We start from the raw sequence: 18967 nt of genomic DNA on the forward strand, positions 1-18967 counted from the left end.
ACTTTTGATATAGTAAGGGTTAAAGAAAATTATTCTACTTATTTGATAAAGTATCAATTTACCCGTCGAAAACGGGGTCATCGGGAGGATAAATGAATAAAAAAGCTGGTGCTCCAGTAATTATCTTAATCGTATTAATAATTATTTCATTAGCTTTGGCTGGCGGCGGTTTTTATTATTATTCGCTTGAGAAGAAAAAAAGTACCGATCTTGAAGAGAAGTTAGAAGAAGTACAAACAAGGCAGAGGATTACTGAAACGAAGCTTAAGGATTCAGAAAAGCTTATTTCTGATTTAAAATCAAAATTAGATGAATCTTCCAAGAAAGTCGAGGCGTTAACCGGAGACCTTGAAAAAGAAAAGGCTGCGGGAGAAGAAGCGTTGGCTAAGCTTGAGCAGATAAAAGCCGACTTGGATCAGCAAAAGTCTTTGCGAGCTGATTTAGAGAAGAAATTTGAAGAATCTCAGGATGACGCAAAGAAGATGCAAGATCAATTAAAAACCATTGAATCTCAGAAGGCAGATTTAGAATTAAAAGTTAAAGACTTAGAATCAAAATCGCAGGTAGAGCTTGGTAAAATTGTTGTTAACCCTGAGCCGCCCGCTCCTACAAAAGGGAAGGCGAAAAAAGAAAAAGCTCCTAAAAAAGAGAAAGCTCCAAAGGCAGAAAAAGCAAAGCCAGCCCCTGCTAAGGAGAAAACAAAAGAAACAGTTTCCGATAAACAGGGTTTGACAGGAAATATTTTAGTTGTAAATAAGGATTATAATTTTGCCGTTGTTAGCCTTGGGACAAAAGATGGCATTGAAGTAGGGCAGGTATTTTCAATTTATCGCGGTAATAAATATTTAGGCGATGTAAAAGTTGAGAAGGTGCACGAGACAATGGCTGCAGCTGGTTTTATGTCCGACGATCTTAAGAATAAGGTTGGCGAAGGCGATAAGGCTGTACAGAAGCTTAAATGAGTTTTTTTGTTGTAAAGCCGCTTTCACGTATCAAGGGAATTGTTGATTTACCCGGTGATAAATCAATAGCCCACCGCGCGATTATCTTAAGCGCAATTGCAAAAGGCAAAACGCTCGTAAAGAATTTCCCTCTTAATAAAGATTGCCTAAGCACTATAGAAGCTATTCGTAAATTAGGCGTTAGAATTATAAAAAAAGAAAAAGATTTTGTTGTTTCAGGAAAAGGGCTTTCGGGGTTAACTAAACCTAAAAGCCCTATTTTTATTGAAGAGTCTGGGACTACTTTTAGGCTCTTCTTAGGCCTTCTTGCCGGCCAATCGTTCCAAACTACTCTTATAGCAGGTAAATCGCTTTCTAATCGTCCGATGCTGCGTGTCAATGCCCCGTTAAGATTGATGGGGGCTAAAATTTGCGCTAACGAAAAGAAGCAAGCAGGTAAGCCCGAAGATTATCCTCCGATTGTAATTAATGGTGGGAAACTTAAACCAATTGAATACAGCCTCCCAGTTGCCTCTGCGCAGGTAAAGTCAGCGCTACTTTTGGCTGCGCTATATGCAAAAGGTGAAACTAAGATTATTGAACCGGTTAATACGAGGGATCATACTGAACGCATGCTTAAGATGTTTAAGGCAGATATTGAAACTCAAGGCAGCGTAATATCTTTAAAAGGCGGAAGAGAATTAGAGTCTCCGAATGAAGTCTTTTGTCCCGGAGACATATCTTCTGCAAGTTTTTTTATTGTTGCATCCATAGTCCTTCCTGATTCTGAAATATTAATAAAAAATGTTTGTTTAAATCCTTCGCGCCTTGGAGTTATCAATGTATTAAAAAGAATGGGTGTGGATATTGAAATTAATGAATTAAGAGGCGAGGAATTTGAACCTATAGGTGATTTATTGGCAAAAAGCAGCAATCTAAAAAGCACTATTATCAAGAAAGAGGAAATTCCTACCTTGATAGATGAACTTCCTGTTTTGATGGTTGCAGCTTCGTTTGCAAAAGGAAAAAGTGTTTTTGAAGGAGTTGAAGAGCTGCGTGTTAAAGAAACTGACCGGATACAATCAATGTGTGATGGCCTTAAAAAGATGGGTGTTGATATCTTCGTTGTAAAATCTGCAAGTAGAGAAGATGTAGTTATAAATGGTGGAAATAAACTTAAGGGCAATGAAGTAAGAAGTTTTGGCGACCATCGCACTGCGATGAGTTTGATTATTGCTGGGCTTGCAGCAGATGGAGAAACCCGCATAGATGATGTTTCTTGTATTGATAAATCCTTCCCTGATTTCTTAAAAATTCTAAAGAATATAACTAAGTAAAAAAAGGTTCCGCGTCTGCCTTGTCTTCTGTTTTCTCGGGGACGCTTATTTTGCCCCTGCGAGGCAAAATTTCGCTCCCCTGCGGTGCCTCGCTCTGCCTACTTTCTATTTAGCTGGGCATCCGTGCCCGCTCGGCATCCTCGGAGGCCCCGATAAAACAAAAGCCAAGCCATCCGCTGAAACAGATTATCTATAGCTTTATGGTTTTTGCGGACGGCACATTAGAAGATTTTTGGCACAGCTACTAACACTAGTGCGCAAGGATTTACGAGGAGCGGAGGACAGCTACAAGAGAACGCTAAGCCGTAGCGACGAAGTAAACCGCAGCGCACGGCAAAAATCTTCAGTGCCGGAAGCGAAAACCATAAAGCAAAAGTATAAAGAGCGGTGCTGCGAGAAACAGCCCAGCGAGGGCGCACTTGCCAATCCGATATGGCAAGGTGCAAGACAAGGCAGACGCGGAACTACTATTTTTTAAGTAAGTTTTTATTTGACATAGGGTTTAATCTCTGGTAGAATCCTTAAAATACAGGTAAACTGAATTTATCTGCCTTTCATTAAGGAGCGTGCATGGCACAATTCCCCGATATACTCAAAAAATCAATTAATTATATTCTTGGTTTATTCTCCAATGATATGGGTATTGATTTAGGTACAGCTTCCACCCTTGTATTTGTAAAAGGGGAGGGTGTGGTTTTATGCGAGCCTTCCGTTGTAGCGATTGAGCGCGGGACTACGCATGTATTGGCTGTAGGAGAAGAAGCAAAGCGCATGTTGGGCCGCACACCGGGAAATATTATCGCAATCCGCCCAATGAAAGATGGTGTTATTGCTGATTTTGAAATAACCGAAGCGATGTTAAGATATTTTATCAAGAAGGTCCATCATCGCCGTGTTTTAGTAAGGCCAAGAATTGTTATTGCCATCCCATCAGGGATTACGGAAGTTGAGAAACGCGCGGTAAAAGATTCTGCTGAGCGCGCAGGTGCCAGAGAAGTATTTTTAGTTGAGGAGCCTATTGCAGCGGCAATAGGTGTGGGCCTACCCATTCAGGACCCAATCGGTAATATGATTATTGATATCGGAGGAGGCACAACCGAAATAGCAGTAATTTCTTTAGCAGGTATAGTTTTTTCGAAATCCATTCCCATTGGTGGCGATGAGATGGATGAAGCAATCATTGAATATTTAAAGAAAACTTATAATCTTATGGTTGGTGAGCGCACAGCCGAAGATATTAAAATAAAGATTGGCTCAGCCTATCCTTTGGAAGAAGAATTAATTATTGAAGTAAAAGGCAGGGATTTAATTGCCGGGCTTCCTAAAACAGTTACGATAACTTCTGAAGAAATAAGGGAAGCTCTTCAGGAACCAGTCCGTGCAATATTAGAATCTGCAAAGATTTCACTTGAAAGGACCCCTCCGGAATTAGCTTCGGATTTAATTGAGCACGGCATTGTTATGGCTGGCGGCGGTTCATTGTTAAGAGGGATAGATAAATTGATTTCCGAAGAAACAGGCCTGCCAGTGCATATTTCAGATGATCCATTAACCGCGGTTGCTAATGGCACAGGAATAGTCTTAAATGAGATAAACTATCTTAAGAAAGTCACTGTTCCTATTAAAACCGAGATGCGTACTTAGTCTTACAAAGTGTGTTTAAGCTTAAAAAGAAACCTCTTATAATTCTCGCCGTTATCGTTTTCCTCCTTGTAGTTATCCTTAAGTCTACATCAGCAATCAGAGTACCGGTTTCAGATGGCATGTCTTTTCCTTTTAATATTTTTACCCTGATTGGCAGGGAGGTTAAAGGGGTCATTTTTTACCACCGCAATTTCATACAAAATGAAATCTTGAATAAAGAAGCAGATTTATTAAAGCAGAAATTAAGTTCATTGGATGAGGTTAGCGCGGAAAATAAGCGTTTAAAGAATCTGCTTTCTTTAAAACAAAATTCCACTTATAAGGTCATTGCTTCTAAAGTAATTGCAAGGTCAGCTGACAATTGGTCATCAACGCTTATCATAAATAAAGGATCGGATAGCGGTATAAGGCCGGGTATGCCTGTAATTTCATATTTGGGTTTGGTCGGAAAGATTTTGGAAACAACGAAATTCACAAGTAAGGTATTGTTGATAAGCGACCCGAATATGGGAGTCTCAGGTGTAATCCAGCGCTCGCGTCAGGAAGGTTTAGTTTGCGGGACTCTCGGGAGCAACCTCATCATGAAATATATTCCGGAAGAGTCCGATATAAATATTAATGATACTGTTGTCACTTCCGGATTAAGCCAGACCTATCCAAAGAGTTTACTTATCGGCACGGTTGTTGATGCCGGTAAGGAATTTTCCGGGTTAAGCAGTTATGCGATAATTAAACCGGTAGTTAATCTGTCTAGCATTGAAGAAGTCCTAATAATTGTCGAGTAATTAAAAAATGAAGAAGCTTAATTTCTTATTTGTTATTTTAATAAGCGGGATATTGCAGGTAACTTTGTTGGATGGCTTTAAGGTGTTTAATGTAAAGCCTGACTTGTTGCTGATAAGTGTTGTATTTGCAGGTTTATTCTTTGAGTTAAAATGGGCATTTCTTTTTAGCATAATCGCAGGTTTGTTTAAAGATATTTTCGGGACAACAAGTATCGGAATAAATGTTTTATTATTCCCCACCTGGAGTTTTCTTATAGCTCAGTTGAAAAGGCAGGTTTCTTTTGAAGATAGCTTTATGCGTATGGCGCTTCTGTTTGTAGTATGTTTTCTGCAAAACCTTATTACCGGTTTAGCGCTGGGGTTCTTTGGAGAATTTACTCCTTTGGGGGTATTCTTAAAGATTTTATTTATCAGTTCAATTTATACGGCACTTCTTTTACCAGTAATTTCCCGTTTTATCAAACCGGATTTTTATTCATAATTTATTAGAAATATGAGATCGAATATCGCAGGCATTTTGATTATTGTTATGCTTTTGTTTTTATTCTTTAGCCTTTTTAACCTTCAGGTGATTCAAGGCGGAAAGTTTCGTCAGTTAAGCGATAAGAATTGTATAAGATTGCTCCCCCAGCTGGGAAGCCGCGGGAAGATCCTGGATAGGAATGGGGAAATTATTGTTTCAAATAAGCTTTCTTATGATGTTATGGTTTTGCCGCAGGAGGCTAAAAAATTAGATGCGGTGTTGCTTTCTGTGTCGCGGGTTCTTGATGCAGATTTTAAGTCTCTTAAAAAGGCCTACAAAGCCGGTTTTGTTTCTTCATCTTTGCCTGTCACGATTAAAAGAAATATTGATTTGAAGAAGGCAATAATTTTAGCTGAAAAAAAGCTTGAGCTTCCAAGTGTAATAATCCAACCTAATCCTGTACGGGATTACCCTTACGGAAAACTCGCCTGTCATATTATCGGCTATATCAATGAAATTGATCACTGGCGGCTTACAAAATTGCAGGATTATGGATATAATACAAAAGATTTAGTCGGTTTCGGTGGGATAGAGGAGAAATTTGATTATTACTTGCGCCAAGAAGAAGGAGGTTTGTCCTTTGAGGTCAATCATAAAGGCAGGTTTGTCCGTGTTTTAGGTTTTAGGCCTCCGAAGAATGGTAAGGATATTCAGCTTACCATTGATTTAAATATTCAAAAAATCGTAGAGGATAAATTAGGAGAAAGGAATGGCGCTTGTATCATAATGAATCCTAATACTGGAGAGATTATCGCTTTGGCAAGCGCTCCTAGTTTTGATCCTGCGGATTTTGTTGAGAGGTCTGCTTCTATCTCTGGGCTTTTTAGCGATAAAGATGCCCCTTTAATGAATCGTGCTATCAGCAATACTTATCCTCCGGCTTCAATCTTTAAGGCTATAATGGCAACTGCCGGGCTTGAAACAAAGAAAATAAATTTATCTACTACTATTCTTTGCCAAGGCCAGACCTTAGTAGGAAACCGTAAGTTTGCCTGTTGGACTACTCACGGAGAGCAGAATATTTATGATGCGTTGGCGCATTCCTGCGACATCTATTTTTACAAAACCGGGCTTTCTCTTGGAGCCCAGACGATTTACGATTATGCTATAAAATTTGGTTTGGCAAAGGTTACTTCTCTTGAATTGCCATATGAAGCAGGTGGTTTTGTGCCGTCTCCTTTGTGGCGTAAGCTGCATAAATTTCAAAATTGGTATGATGGAGATACTGCGAATTTTTCTATCGGACAGGGGGAAGTTTTAGTCACCCCGATACAAATGGTGCGGATGATGGCAGTTTTTGCAAATAAAGGTTATCTGGTATCTCCAAGCATAATAAAGTCTATCGCAGGCAAAGCTGTTGCCACCCGTCAAAAAAAGAATAGCGATCTATCTTTAAAACCAAACACAATAGCGATTGTGCGTAAGGGCCTGCGTGATGTTGTAGTATATCCTTCAGGAACGGGAAATGTGTTATCAACTTTGCCTGTTTCCGTGGCTGGGAAAACCGGTACTGCGCAGACCTCGCGTAATTCAACTCATGCTTGGTTTGCGGGGTTCTTTCCTTACGAAGAACCAAAGTATGTTATTTGTGTATTGCTGGAACACGGCGGGCCCGGATATGCTTCAACTGTTTTAGCAAAACAAATAATTGAAGAGATGGTTAATAAAAATTTGCTATAAGGAGAATATTCTTGAGAAACTCAAGGTTTTTAATCTTAATAGTGGCTTTGATAATTTGTTTTATGGGCATATTCTCTATATATAGCAGCACCTATCAGAAAGAAGGTAAAGTATGGCAAGAGATTTATAAACGCCAGATTCAATGGGTTATTCTTGGCTTCGCACTTTTTTTCTTTATGTCAAATCTTGATTATAGGAGGATTTGGGATTGGACATATTTTCTTTATGGCAGCTCGGTTTTTCTTTTGTTTTTAGTTGGTTTGCTGGGTGCTGTGCGTTTAGGGGCGCAGCGTTGGATTAAGATTGGAGGTTTTAATTTTCAGCCTTCGGAATTTGTAAAACTTGCTGTTGTTATCTTTCTTGCAAAATATTTTAGCAGGAAGTCTGCTAACGATATTTCTCTTAGGCCTCAAAAATTCGGCATAGTCCGCGGTTTAATTCTGCCATTTTGTTTTATAATTATACCTGTAGGTTTGATTATGGAGCAGCCGGATTTAGGGAGTGCGATGCTGGTATTCATTTTATTTATTACTTTAATTTATTTAGCCGGAGTAAGATGGAGGCATATTCTTGTTTTTATTTTAGCTGTTGTTTTGCCTTTGCCGTTTTTTTGGCATATGTTGCGTGATTATCAAAAGGAAAGGTTGATGGTTTTTCTAAATCCTAACATTGATCCTCTTGGCGCGGGCTATACCGTGATTCAGTCTAAAATTGCGGTAGGCTCCGGAGGGTTCTTTGGCAAGGGCTGGCTTTCCGGGACGCAAAGCCAGCTGCACTTTTTGCCGGAATCGCATACTGATTTTATTTTTGCTACCTTTGCGGAGCAATGTGGCTTTGTAGGTTGTGTTTTCTTGTTAGCTTTGTATTATTTAATTATCAGGCAGGGTTTCATTATAGCTCAAAGAACCAGTGATCCTTTCGGAAGGCTTTTGGCCTATGGGATTTCTTTGATGTTAAGCGTGCAGATATTCGTCAATATCTCTATGAATATCGGCTTAGCTCCGGTAGTAGGAGTGCCGCTTCCTTTGATGAGCTATGGAGGCTCTTCGGTGTTTGTTACTTTGATTTCTTTAGGGATATTGGTTAGCATAGATAGGAAAAGGTCGGTTTTTTAATTTAAGGTTAAAAAATATGTATGAAGATATTTTGTTACAGGTGATGAAGCCGGGCCGTTATATCGGCAACGAATGGAATGTTTCAAAAAAGGATTTTGGTAAGTCTTTTGTGAAATTTGCTTTATGCTTTCCTGATCTCTATGAGGTTGGGATGAGTAATTTAGGCGTAAGAATTCTTTATGGGATTTTAAATAATATTGAAGATGTCGTATGTGAAAGAGTTTTTGCCTGTGCGCTTGATATGGAAAAAATATTAAGAGAGTTAAAACGGGAAATCCTGTCTTTAGAGTCAAAAAAGCCTTTAAAAGAATTTGATATCCTTGGATTTTCTCTTGGCTCGGAGTTGGGGTACACTAATATATTAAATATCCTGGATTTAGGGAATATCCCTCTTAGGGCTCAAGAACGGGATAACTCTTTCCCGTTAGTTATAGGAGGGGGGCCCTGTGTTCTAAACCCCGAACCGATGCATGAATTCTTTGATTTGTTTTTTATCGGAGAAGGAGAAGATTTTATAAAAGAATTTATTGATCTTTACCGTAAGAATAAAGAAGAGTTTAAGGCAGGCAGAATTTCCAAGAAAGATTTATTAATGGTTTTTTCAAAGATAGAAGGCGTGTATGTTCCTTCTTTTTACGATGTTGCGTATGATTCTAATGGTAAATTTCTTGAATTTAAGGCTAAATCGGAACAATTCCCGCAGCCAATAAAGAAACGGTTTGTAAGCGATTTAAATAAATCATTCTATCCGGTTGAATGGTTGACGCCTTATATCCAAATAGTACATGACCGTTTAGCCGTTGAAATTACGCGTGGTTGTCCGAACAGATGCCGATTTTGCCAGGCGAGGTCATGCTATTTTCCATTACGCCAAAGAAATGTGGAAAATATCGTGGACTTAGCTAAAACCATGTATAAGAATACGGGTTATGATGAAGTATCTTTGCTGGGATTATCGGTAAGCGATTATGCTTATATTGAAAAGCTCGTTAGCCAGCTAACAGAATATTTTAAAGAAAAAGCAGTGAATATTTCTTTGCCATCGGTAAAAGCAAAGACGATGGTGGGGAATCTTTCTACTGTGATTGCTTCGGTTAAAAAAACAGGGCTTACGTTTGCTCCGGAAGCAGGGACGCAGAAGATGAGGGACCTTCTTGCTAAGGATTTTGATGAGGAGCAGTTTTTTAAAGCCCTGGAACAAGCGTTTATTTCCGGCTATCAGCATGTAAAGCTGTATTTTATGATCGGCCTTCCTTTTGAAACTAATGAAGATTTGGATGGTATAGCGGATTTATCTTTAAGGGTATCTGATTTAAGAAGGAAGGTTGCAAAATATCCGGCTCAAGTTAATGTCAGCATAAATACATTAATACCAAAACCTCATACGGCTTTTCAATGGTTCGGCATGCCAAGCTCTGAAGAGATAAAAGAAAAACAAATGTATCTTAGGAATAAAATTAAGAACAGAAAAATTACTTTATCTTTTCAAAGTAGGGATGTTAGTTTTGTGGAGGCAGTTTTTTCGCGCGGAGACAGGCGCTTAAGCGAAGTTGTGCTTTCTGCGTTTAAAAATGGAGCAAGATTTGATGCCTGGAATGAGCATTTCTCAATTGATAAATGGCTTGCGGCTTTTAGTCAGACAGGTATTGCACCCGGTTATTATCTGGAACAAATAGAAAGAAGCCAGCAGCTGCCTTGGGATTTTATAGATGTCGGAATCCCTAAGCAGTCCATTATGTTGGAAGCCAATGAGATAAGCGCATAAATAGGTATTGCCAAAGCGTTGTTTAAGAGGTATAATTTCTTCAAAATAAACTAAATTCTGGAGGAATAGATGGGCAAAGCAAAAGGTAATTCCTTAAGATCCTTCGGCCTTAAATATAAGCTAAAAATTTCCTTCTACCTTATGTCCATCCTACCTTTGCTTATTTCTGTTTACCTCGTTTCAAATTACATCTTGCCTCAAGCCGGTCTGAAAATTGATATAATTGCAACCATAATAATTAGTGTTGTTATCGCGATAGCCGGTTTCTTTATTATTAAGGAAGTCTTTGATCGCGTTGTGTCAATTAGTTCTGCTGCGAAATTAATTGCTGCAGGAGACCTTAGCCGTAAGATAAAAACTGAGAATCCCGATGAAGTGGGCGATCTGGGAGGGGCTCTAAATCAGTTGACGGAACGAATCCGCGGGAATATGGATGAGCTAAAGAATTACAGCGAGAAGACAACGGAAATAAATGTGGAAATCCAGAAACGCGTAATGGTGCTTTCCAGTTTATTGCAGATAAGTTCATTAATTTCACAGGGCGCTAAACTTGATGACATTTTAAAACTTACGGTTGAGAAGGCTCGTTTATTGGCAAATTCGGAAGCCGCTTTTCTTTTGTATCGGGAGGAAGGCCAAGAAGTTTTCTTAATGAGGATAATTGACGGGATTAATTCAGAACATCTTTTGAAGGTTAAAGTAGGAGCTAAGGATGAAATATTCTCCAAGGCGATCACATTAAGTAAAGTGTTGGTTATTGACCGGCAGAATACGTACCCTGATCACTTATACACTGATTTTTATGACAGGTTTAGATTAAAGAATGCTTTGGTAACTCCGATATATTTAGGGGGAAGGGTAATGGCAATGCTTGGTATTGCCAATAATAAAGAATCTTTTGCGTATTCAAAAGAAGAAATAGAATTAGTGGATGTTTTTGCCAAGCAAGTAGCTATTGCAGCAGAAAATGATATCCTGATGCATCGTGTTGAGAAGCTTGAGATAAAAGACGCTCTAACCGGCCTTTACAATGAAGCATATGTCCGTTCCAGGCTTCAGGAAGAAATAAGAAGGTCTATCGCTTATCAGAGGCCTTGTGCATTTATACTTCTTGATATTGATAATTTCAAGAATTATTACCAAACCTTGGGTTCATTAACTACGGAATCTACATTAAAGAAGATTGCAATCGCTATCAGGGATTCTGTATCGGAGGTTGATCGGGTAGGCAGAATCGGCGATGATGAATTTGGTGTAATTTTACCGGAGAAAAACAAACGCCAGGCTCAAAGGATAGCTGAATCAATCAGGGTTAAGATAGAGGATATTTTTAAGCAGGAAGCCGACGCAATAAAAAGGATCACAATCAGCGGAGGCGTAAGCGAAAATCCTCTGGACGGGGTTGTTTCCGATGAATTAATTTTTAAGGCCCAGGGTTTGTTGGCTCTTGCAAAAAACAACGGGAAGAATCGTATTGTCGGTTTTGCTGAGACAGTCCAACCTGCTAAGGATAATTAGTTTATGGCGACTAGAAAAATCATAAATAAACAATTAGGTGATTTGCTGATTGAAAGAGGAATTATTAATCAGCGCCAATTGGATGAAGCGTTGGCTTTGCAGCAGGAGAAGGGCGGGCTTATCGGAGAAGTTTTGGTGTCTTTGGGGTTTGCCAAAGAAGAAGATATTGCTCAATCATTAACCGCTCAATACGGATTCCCATATCTGCCCCTAAGTAATTATGATATTAATCCGGATATCGCAAATATTATTCCCGGAAGAGTCGCGCGGCAGTATTTACTCGTGCCTATAGATAAAATTGGGAATAACCTGACAGTCGCAATGTCTAATCCTCTTAATGTGCAGGCGATTGAAGACGTGGAATTGCTTTCGGGATGCAGTGTCCAGACTTTTGTTTCTACTTCTTCGGATATAAAACGCGCAATTGAAAAATATTATAAAGATAAGGATTAGTTTTTTAAAACATTCTTTAGCAATCTTTTTTCATATCCGCCGAAACACAAATTCTAAAAAATGATTTCATTAAAAGAGCGCCTGAAAGAAGTTTTAATCAACAAGAAAATCCTTACGCAGGAGCAGCTTAATAAGGCTCTTGAAATCCAGAAAGAGAAAGGCGGAAGGCTATCCGAAATAATCATTGGTTTAAATTACGTCAAAGAGAATGAATTAATTACTACGTTAAGCGAAGGCTTAGGGTTTCCCTTAATAGACCTGAAGCGTTTTAAAATAGATTTAGAAATTGTAAAAACCATCCCCATAGATATCGCCCGCCATTATCAGATAATTCCAGTTTCCAGAATGGGAGACACTATTACTTTGGCTATGGCAGACCCTTTGAATATTTTTGCTATAGACCATGTAGCATCCCTTACCGGTTATAAAATAAATCCGATTATTTCATCAAGCCAGGATATTTTGCAGACTATAGAATTATCTTATCCTGACGCAACTAAGGGTATTATTGATGACTTGGTTAAGGAGATGTCGGCAACTTCCATTGAACTTGTCAAGGAAGAAAAGGAAATATTGCCTTCCGACCAGGAATTGGGCCGGATTAGCCAGGAAGCACCGGTTATTAAAATTACGAATTTGATTCTTGAAGATGCAGTAAGAAAAAGAGCTTCAGATATCCTTGTTGAGCCTTTTGACAAAAAATTAAGGATTCGTTTCCGGCTTGACGGAATATTACATGAACAAAAGGCCCCTCCCAAAAGTATGCATCCTTCTATAGTTTCCCGTATTAAAGTTATGTCTGAATTAAATATCGCTGAGCACAGGCTTGCCCAGGATGGGCGTTTTAAGGTTAACATGCTGGGTAAAGAAGTAGATTTTCGTGTTTCAATTATCCCCTCAAGTTTTGGTGAGAAAGTAGCGATTCGTATTCTTGATAAATCACAGGCGATGTTTGATTTAAACCGCCTTGGTTTCGGCGAGGCGACAATTCAAAAAGTCGCTAAAGTCTCAAAGCTTCCCCATGGGATGATTTTAGTAACTGGGCCTACAGGTAGCGGTAAAACGACTACTCTTTATTCGGTATTAAAATCAGTTGATAGCCCTGAAAAGAATATTGTAACGGTTGAGGATCCTGTGGAATACCAGTTAGAAGGGATTAATCAGGTTACTGCGAGGCCGGAAATCGGGCTTACTTTTGCCGGAGCACTGCGATCAATTTTGCGCCAGGATCCAAATATTATTATGATTGGAGAAATCCGCGATTTTGAAACGGTTGATATCGCGATTAAGAGCGCTTTAACCGGCCATTTGGTTCTTTCTACTTTGCACACAACTACTGCCTGCGGAGCTGTTGTGCGTTTGGTTAATATGGGAGTTGAGCCTTATCTTATTAACTCAGCATTGGTTTGTGTTGTCGCGCAGAGATTGGTGAGAAAGATTTGCCCTTATTGCAAAGAGCCTTTTCCAGTTAAACAGGAAATCATTGATTCTTTAAAAATAAAAATAGATAAAGATAAAAAAGTAGAATTTTTCCGCGGCCACGGATGCCAGCATTGTTTTAATATGGGATATAGCGGAAGAACCGGCATTGCCGAGGTCCTTTTGTTAAGTTATTCGGTGCGTGAATTAATTTTATCTAATGTGCAAGAGCACATAATTAAACAGCAGGCGCGTAAAGAGGGTATGACTACGTTGAGAGAAGATGGGCTTGCTTCGGCGCTCAAAGGCTTGACTACCCTTGAAGAGGTTTTGCGCGTTACTGCTCCGGACGAGTAAGCATGCAGACATTAAAAGAAAAAATAATTGAGATATTGCAAAAAAGCGGGAATCTTTCCAAAGACCAGCTTGATAAAGCCCTGTCAAGGCAGAAGGAAAGAAATCTGCCCTTAAGGAGGATCTTAGTTGAGCTGGGGATAATTTCAGAAGAATCCCTTTTGTCTTTGCTTTCAGAACAGCTGTATATTCCAACTTTACATCTTGGGAAGTATAAATTTGACCGCGAAGTAATTAATCTTGTTCCTGAAAGAATGGCGCGTCTTTATAAGTTAATTCCGTTATCGCGCATGGGCGATACTCTTACCGTATCCATGGTGGACCCTTTGGATATTTTTGCGCTTGATGATTTAAGGGCTCTTACCGGATGCAGCATTGATATTGTTTTGAGTCCGGAAGAAGAAATACTTAAAGCAATAGATCTTCAATATCATCCTGAATCTCAGGAGGTAAAGGGCATACAAGATATCCTTGAAGAAGCGCGTGGGCCCGGAGAAAAAAAAGAATCTGAGCTTGTTAAGTCTGATGAGATAGAACTTAGTGTTGCTCTTGAAGAAAGTGCAAAGCCGCCGATTGTAAAATTGGTAGACCTTGTGTTGACCCAGGCTTTAAAAAAGAGGGCTTCAGATATACATATTGAGCCCGAGAGGGATTTCTTGCGTGTTAGATATCGTATTGACGGGTCTTTGCATGAAGTATTAAAGGTGCCGAAATTAAACCAGAATGGCGTTATAGCAAGACTTAAGATTATCTCTAATCTTGATATTACTGAAAGCCGTGTTCCGCAAGACGGAAGGTTTAAAGTAAGATTTGAGAATAAGGAAGTTGATTTCCGTGTTTCAAGCCTTCCGACCACATTTGGACAGAAATTTGTTTTGCGCGCACTGGACAAATCAAGTTTATCTATCGGATTGGATAAGCTTGGTTTCGCAGAACAGCCGCTTTATTCATTTAAAACTGCGATTGCAAAGCCTTTCGGCATGATCCTTGTTACCGGGCCGACAGGTTCAGGAAAATCTACGACTTTGTATTCTGTTTTAAACCAGCTGAATACTCCGGAGAGAAATATTATTACTATTGAAGATCCGGTTGAATATCAGGTTGAAGGTATTACGCAGGTTCAGGCAAGGCCCGAGATTGGGCTTGATTTTGCCTCTGGCTTAAGAGCTTTATTAAGACAGAGCCCTGACGTTATAATGATTGGAGAAATCAGGGATTCCGAGACTGCGGATATTGCTATTAAAGCTGCTCTTACCGGACAGTTGGTTCTTTCCACGCTGCATACCAATGATGCGATTACCAGTATTACAAGGCTTATTGACATGGGGGTTGAGCCTTTTCTTGTTGCCTCAAGCGTAGTTATGCTTTGCGCCCAGAGGCTTTGCCGAAAGTTGTGTTTTAAATGCCGCAAGCCGATTGAAGTCCCGGATGATTTCTTAAAAAAGATTGGCTTTAAGGAAAAAGCAACATTTTATGAGGCTTCTGGTTGTAAGTATTGCAACAATACCGGTTTTTTCGGCAGAATCGCGATATTGGAATCAATTTTGATTGACGATTCTATCCGTGAGATGATAATTAAAAAGAAATCAATTGATGAAATAAAGAGCTATGCAGTTGAAAAGTGCGGGATGATGACATTAAGAGATGATTCGTTCTTAAAAGTAAAAGAAGGTATTACTACTTTAGATGAAGCTTTAAGGATAACTACAGAGGAGTAGAATGGCGTTAAATTCCAAAGTTTTGTTAATCAGCGACGACAAGAATCTATCAGCATTTTTAAGAGAGGAATTGGTTATCAAAAAAGGATACGCGGTATCCTTTGAATACAGCGGCAGAGATGGAATTTTTGCTTTGAAGCAGAACCATTTTGAAGTTGTTTTGTTGAAGTACGGCTTGATTGATCTGGAGGCTCAGGAGGTTGTAAGCAGTTTAAAAAAGATTGACCCAAACTGTATTATTATTGCAATAATTGAAACTCATAATGAAAAGATAATCAGCGAGTTGTTTAAGCTGGGAGTTTATGATTTTGTAATTAAGCCCATAGATTTGGAAAAACTATCTTTTCTGATTGAAAAAGGAGCGCAGCTGCATTATTTAATTGAGTCAAGTTCCAGGCAAGCCGCGAGCCTTAAAGAACGTAACGCCGCTCTTGAGAAACAAAACCTTTTTTTGACAAACAGGGTTGAAGAGTCAACAAAAAAGCTCTCCCGGCTTTATGAGGATTTGCGTTCAACCTATATGCGCACAATTAAAGTCCTGGCTCAGGCGATTGACGCCCGTGATCATTATACGCATAGCCATTCGCAAAATGTCGCAAAATATGCGGTATCAATAGCAAATGAGATGAACCTTTCTGCAAAAGAAATTGAGAATATAAGAGAGGCTTGCGAGTTGCACGATTTAGGTAAAATCGGAGTCGGAGACAGCATCTTAAGCAAACCTTCTATTTTAAACGCGCAGGAATGGGAAGAGATAAAACGTCATCCCATGATAGCCGCGCAGATATTGGAGCCGTTGACTTTTCTAGACGATGTGATAGAATTAATTCGTCAACATCATGAGCATTATGATGGCACTGGTTATCCTGAAGGCCGTAAGGGCGATGATATCTTGTTAGGTTCCCGGATAATACATCTGGCTGATGCCTATGAAGCTATGCGTTCAGCAAGGTCTTATAGAAAAATTCCCCTTACAAAGGAAGACGCTATCTTAGAAATAAAGAATAATTCAGGCACTCAATTTGATCCGAAAGTCGTAGAGGCTTTTTTAAAGGTAGTGGATACTTTATAAAATGAATACTTATAAATATACAGCTAAAGACAGAAACGGGCAGACAATCGTAGGCATATTGGATGCTGATTCTGAAAATGTTGTTGCTGAAACACTGCATAATAAAGAATTAATTATTGTTTCTATCATTCCGGCAAAGAAGGCTGCAGCTAAGTCAAGGGGCAAGGACACTAAGGTTAAGCTTGATGATATAGTTATCTTTTCCCGGCAGCTTGCCACAATGATTGATGCGGGTATTACTTTGGTAAATGCTCTTAGTATTTTAGCTGAGCAGGTGGAAAGCAAGGGGTTAAAAGCAATTGTAACGCAGGTCCGTTCGGATATAGAAGCCGGTATGAGTTTTTGCGATGCTTTGGCTAAGCACCCTGTAGTTTTCTCAGAGCTTTTTGTAAACATGGCAAGAGCAGGGGAAACTTCAGGTATGCTTGATGAGGTTTTGGACAGGTTAGCTACTTATTTGGAAAAAGCAGCCTCTCTTACAAGAAAAGTTAAATCAAGCTTAGTCTATCCTACAGTTGTTGTCAGCATGGCTTTTTTAATTACGGCAGTTTTATTGCTTAAAGTTGTCCCTACTTTTAAGGGGATATTTGATGCGTTAGGAGGAAAATTGCCGCTTCCTACACTTGTCCTTATCGGCATAAGCGATATCTTCAGGCACTACTTTATATTTTTAGTTATAGTAATTGCAATAGTGGTTTTTCTTTTTAAGAAATATATCAGCACTCCAAAAGGGCGTTATAACTTTGATAAATTTTGTCTTAATGCTCCTGTGTTGGGAGTCCTTTTCCGTAAAGTAGCTGTTGCAAAATTTGCCCGTACATTTTCTACTCTTGTTAAGAGTGGTGTTTCAATTTTAAATTCACTGGACATTGTCAGCAAAACTGCAGAGAATAAAGTTGTAGAAGAAGCGGTAGTCAGTTGTTCAGTTGCGGTGCGTGATGGCGAACCGATAGCGCGCCCGCTTTCAAAAAGCGGTGTTTTCCCGCCCATGGTTTGCCGTATGATTGGTGTAGGGGAGCAGACAGGGCAACTTGAAAAAATGCTTACCAAGGTTGCAGATTTTTATGATGAACAGGTGGATGTCGCGACTTCATCGTTAACTAGTTTAATTGAACCTTTGGTAATTGCCTTTTTGGGTATCATAATCGGCGGTATTGTAGTGGCGCTTTTCTTGCCGATTTTCAAGATAACAGAGTTGATTGCCCATTAAGCTTAAAATGTTGTTATTAAGCGTAAAGTGCTTAAAATATATATAGTTTTAGCTCTGTTAGAGTTGTTAAAAAAAAAGTAAAAAAAATACTTGACAATAAAGTTTCTTGTGGTATATTTACTTACTACCTTGAAAAAAGGATATTACTGTATAGTGAAAATACATACTACAGGGTTGACAAAATTGGGTAATTAACGCGCACCGACAGTAAGGCGCTTTGTAAATTCTAAAGCGTCCCGATTGATGTCGGGACGCTTTTTTGTTTGCACTTTAGGTGCACACTAAAATAGATTTCTAAACATTGCTCTTTCTAAATTATAGCCAAGCGGACCCGAGTGAATCTTAATGATTCAGAAGGGTCAATTTTTTGAGAACAAAAGTAACAAACAAATAATTCAAAGAGCCTTTATACAAATTTTTTCGAAATTTTCGGAGAGTTTGATCCTGGCTCAGAGTGAACGCTGGCGGCGTGGATTAGGCATGCAAGTCGCGCGATACTTTGGATGGAGAGGTTGAAGCCGCAAGGCAGATGCCAATTCGTCCTTAGATATAGCGGCAGATTGGTGAGTAATGCGCGAGTAATCTACCTCCAAATCGGAAATAGCTTTGCGAAAGTGAAGGTAATTCCCGATGTGTTTACAGTGGCGCAAGCTGTTGTAAGTAAAGGTGGCCCGCAAGGGCTGTTGTTTGGAGATGAGCTCGTGTCCTATCAGCTAGTTGGCAGGGTAATGGCCTACCAAGGCTTTTGACGGGTAGCTGGCCTGAGAGGGTGGTCAGCCACATGGGGACTGAGATACTGCCCCAACTCCTACGGGAGGCTGCAGTCGAGGATCTTTAGCAATGGGCGCAAGCCTGACTATGCGACGCCGCGTGAGGGATGAAGGTTTTCGGATCGTAAACCTCTTTCGATGGGAAAGAAACTCCTATCCTAATACGGTAGGACTGACGGTACCCAGAGAAGAAGCCACGGCCAACTCCGTGCCAGCAGCCGCGGTAATACGGGGGTGGCGAGCGTTACTCGGATTTATTGGGTGTAAAGGGCAGGTAGGCGTCTCATCAAGTTAGAAGTGAAATCCTGTGGCTCAACCACAGAACTGCTTTTAAAACTGATGAGATTGAGGCCGGAAGAGGAGAGCGGAATTCCCGGTGTAAGAGTGAAATCTGTAGATATCGGGAGGAACACCAGTGGCGAAAGCGGCTCTCTGGTTCGGCCCTGACGCTGATCTGCGAAAGCTAGGGGAGCAAACAGGATTAGATACCCTGGTAGTCCTAGCCGTAAACGATGAGCACTAGGTGTTGGGGGGTTACCTTCAGCGCCGCAAGATAACTCGTTAAGTGCTCCACCTGGGGACTACGACCGCAAGGTTAAAACTCAAAGGAATTGACGGGGGCCCGCACAAGCGGTGGAACATGTGGTTCAATTCGACGCTACG

At 39.9% G+C, this 18967-nt stretch carries 14 protein-coding genes and 1 rRNA gene; all 15 read left to right on the forward strand.

The genetic code is table 11. The annotated features are described in order from the left end of the window. The first annotated feature begins 92 nt into the window (after positions 1–92). Positions 93–962: a hypothetical protein gene (locus tag PHO70_04370; protein MDD5432206.1), complete on the forward strand. Its 870-nt coding sequence runs from the start codon at positions 93–95 to the stop codon at positions 960–962. Further along, a complete protein-coding gene (gene aroA / locus PHO70_04375; GenBank protein ID MDD5432207.1) occupies positions 959–2278 on the forward strand; it encodes a 3-phosphoshikimate 1-carboxyvinyltransferase in 1320 nt (439 codons plus the stop codon). The genes PHO70_04370 and aroA overlap by 4 nt, the downstream gene beginning before the upstream one ends. A gap of 570 nt (positions 2279–2848) precedes the next feature. After that, the gene (locus PHO70_04380; GenBank protein ID MDD5432208.1) at positions 2849–3922 is read left to right on the forward strand and encodes a rod shape-determining protein; all 1074 of its coding nucleotides are present in this window, start codon (positions 2849–2851) and stop codon (positions 3920–3922) included. Positions 3923–3933: 11 nt separating this feature from the next. Then, complete coding sequence (gene mreC, locus PHO70_04385; protein ID MDD5432209.1) at positions 3934–4707, forward strand: rod shape-determining protein MreC; 774 nt, start codon at positions 3934–3936, stop codon at positions 4705–4707. Positions 4708–4714: 7 nt separating this feature from the next. Then, entirely contained in the window at positions 4715–5188 is a 474-nt protein-coding gene (gene mreD, locus PHO70_04390; GenBank protein MDD5432210.1) for a rod shape-determining protein MreD, read from the forward strand. A gap of 12 nt (positions 5189–5200) precedes the next feature. Continuing rightward, positions 5201–6910 (forward strand): penicillin-binding protein 2, encoded by a 1710-nt coding sequence (mrdA, locus tag PHO70_04395; protein ID MDD5432211.1) that lies wholly within the window; start codon positions 5201–5203, stop codon positions 6908–6910. Between the two features lie 11 nt (positions 6911–6921). Next, positions 6922–8025 (forward strand): rod shape-determining protein RodA, encoded by a 1104-nt coding sequence (rodA, locus tag PHO70_04400; GenBank protein ID MDD5432212.1) that lies wholly within the window; start codon positions 6922–6924, stop codon positions 8023–8025. A gap of 16 nt (positions 8026–8041) precedes the next feature. Beyond that, a complete protein-coding gene (locus tag PHO70_04405; GenBank protein MDD5432213.1) occupies positions 8042–9790 on the forward strand; it encodes a TIGR03960 family B12-binding radical SAM protein in 1749 nt (582 codons plus the stop codon). A 69-nt stretch (positions 9791–9859) separates the two neighbouring features. Further along, a complete protein-coding gene (locus PHO70_04410) occupies positions 9860–11308 on the forward strand; it encodes a diguanylate cyclase (GenBank protein ID MDD5432214.1) in 1449 nt (482 codons plus the stop codon). A 3-nt stretch (positions 11309–11311) separates the two neighbouring features. Beyond that, complete coding sequence (locus PHO70_04415) at positions 11312–11761, forward strand: hypothetical protein (protein MDD5432215.1); 450 nt, start codon at positions 11312–11314, stop codon at positions 11759–11761. 60 nt (positions 11762–11821) lie between these two features. Beyond that, complete coding sequence (locus tag PHO70_04420; GenBank protein MDD5432216.1) at positions 11822–13537, forward strand: ATPase, T2SS/T4P/T4SS family; 1716 nt, start codon at positions 11822–11824, stop codon at positions 13535–13537. A 2-nt stretch (positions 13538–13539) separates the two neighbouring features. After that, positions 13540–15252, forward strand: coding sequence for a GspE/PulE family protein (locus tag PHO70_04425; GenBank protein MDD5432217.1), 1713 nt, complete (start codon positions 13540–13542; stop codon positions 15250–15252). Position 15253: 1 nt separating this feature from the next. Next, positions 15254–16324, forward strand: coding sequence for an HD domain-containing protein (locus PHO70_04430; GenBank protein MDD5432218.1), 1071 nt, complete (start codon positions 15254–15256; stop codon positions 16322–16324). Between the two features lies 1 nt (position 16325). Then, a complete protein-coding gene (locus PHO70_04435) occupies positions 16326–17534 on the forward strand; it encodes a type II secretion system F family protein (GenBank protein MDD5432219.1) in 1209 nt (402 codons plus the stop codon). A 426-nt stretch (positions 17535–17960) separates the two neighbouring features. Then, positions 17961–18967: ribosomal RNA gene (locus tag PHO70_04440) — 16S ribosomal RNA — on the forward strand; the annotation flags it as partial.

The sequence above is a fragment of the Candidatus Omnitrophota bacterium genome, assembly GCA_028715415.1.
In the GTDB taxonomy this organism is placed as follows: Bacteria; Omnitrophota; Gorgyraeia; order Gygaellales; family Profunditerraquicolaceae; genus JAQURX01.

Bases quoted from the DNA above. Each gene is read 5' to 3' on its own strand.
- mreD (MDD5432210.1), top strand. From the start codon at position 4,715: ATGAAGAAGCTTAATTTCTTATTTGTTATTTTAATAAGCGGGATATTG.
- PHO70_04420 (MDD5432216.1), top strand. From the start codon at position 11,822: ATGATTTCATTAAAAGAGCGCCTGAAAGAAGTTTTAATCAACAAGAAA.
- mrdA (MDD5432211.1), top strand. From the start codon at position 5,201: ATGAGATCGAATATCGCAGGCATTTTGATTATTGTTATGCTTTTGTTT.
- PHO70_04435 (MDD5432219.1), top strand. From the start codon at position 16,326: ATGAATACTTATAAATATACAGCTAAAGACAGAAACGGGCAGACAATC.
- PHO70_04430 (MDD5432218.1), top strand. From the start codon at position 15,254: ATGGCGTTAAATTCCAAAGTTTTGTTAATCAGCGACGACAAGAATCTA.
- aroA (MDD5432207.1), top strand. From the start codon at position 959: ATGAGTTTTTTTGTTGTAAAGCCGCTTTCACGTATCAAGGGAATTGTT.
- PHO70_04425 (MDD5432217.1), top strand. From the start codon at position 13,540: ATGCAGACATTAAAAGAAAAAATAATTGAGATATTGCAAAAAAGCGGG.
- PHO70_04405 (MDD5432213.1), top strand. From the start codon at position 8,042: ATGTATGAAGATATTTTGTTACAGGTGATGAAGCCGGGCCGTTATATC.
- PHO70_04410 (MDD5432214.1), top strand. From the start codon at position 9,860: ATGGGCAAAGCAAAAGGTAATTCCTTAAGATCCTTCGGCCTTAAATAT.
- PHO70_04380 (MDD5432208.1), top strand. From the start codon at position 2,849: ATGGCACAATTCCCCGATATACTCAAAAAATCAATTAATTATATTCTT.
- PHO70_04415 (MDD5432215.1), top strand. From the start codon at position 11,312: ATGGCGACTAGAAAAATCATAAATAAACAATTAGGTGATTTGCTGATT.
- PHO70_04370 (MDD5432206.1), top strand. From the start codon at position 93: ATGAATAAAAAAGCTGGTGCTCCAGTAATTATCTTAATCGTATTAATA.